A 773-nucleotide genomic window follows, 5' to 3' on the forward strand; every position below is an offset into this window, starting at 1 on the left:
GCGTCGGGACCGTACTTCAAGATCGTCCTGTCCAATCTGCTGCCGTATTGGATCTTGCAGCCGTTCGTCGACGCCGCCTTCAAGAAGCGCGGCATCGACCCGGAGAACTTCTGGCGCAGCGCCGGGCTTCCCGAGTTCCGCTGGCCCGACCCCAACGGCACCCGGTTCCCCAACGGCGCACCGCCGCCCGCACCTCCGGTGCTGGAAGGCACACCAGAGCACCCGGGACCGGCCGTCCCGCCCGGAACGGCGTGTTCGTACACCCCGCCGCCCGACGCCCTGCCGAGGCCGTGGAACCCGTTGCCGTGCACGGGTGTAGACGTCGGCCCGTTCGGTGGCAGTTTCCCAGCGCCGACCGATGTAGCCGCGTCGCCGCCGAACCCCAACGGCCTGCCACCGTCACCGGGAATCCCGATCGCCGCGCGCCCCGGCGAGGCGCCGCCAGATGTCCCGGGCACACCGGTACCGCTGCCCGTCCAGGCACCACCGGGCGCGCGCACCGAGAACCTGCAGCCCGCCGGCCCCACCCCCCCACCGTCGACGTTCGCGCCCGGCCTGCCGCCGGGGCCGCCCGCGCCGCAGGGACCCGGGCCGCAGCTGCCCGCCCCGTTCATCAACCCGGGCGGCACGGGAGGCAGCGGCATCACGGGAGGTAGCCAGAATTGAGCAGCGTCTTCAATATCCGCAAACCGCGGCCCCGGACGGTCATCGGCGTGCTGGTGGTACTGCTGGTCCTGGTCGCCGGGTCCCTCGGCTGGCGGCTCTACCAGAAG

1 pseudogene is annotated in these 773 nt (G+C 72.6%); it reads left to right on the forward strand.

Features of this window, described 5'->3' with window-relative positions:
• Positions 1-666 (forward strand): annotated as a pseudogene (locus A5758_RS24875) (mammalian cell entry protein); the annotation flags it as partial.
• Positions 667-773: the final 107 nt, after the last annotated feature.

This window comes from Mycobacterium sp. 852014-50255_SCH5639931, assembly GCF_001665605.1.
In the GTDB taxonomy this organism is placed as follows: domain Bacteria; phylum Actinomycetota; class Actinomycetes; order Mycobacteriales; family Mycobacteriaceae; genus Mycobacterium; species Mycobacterium paraffinicum.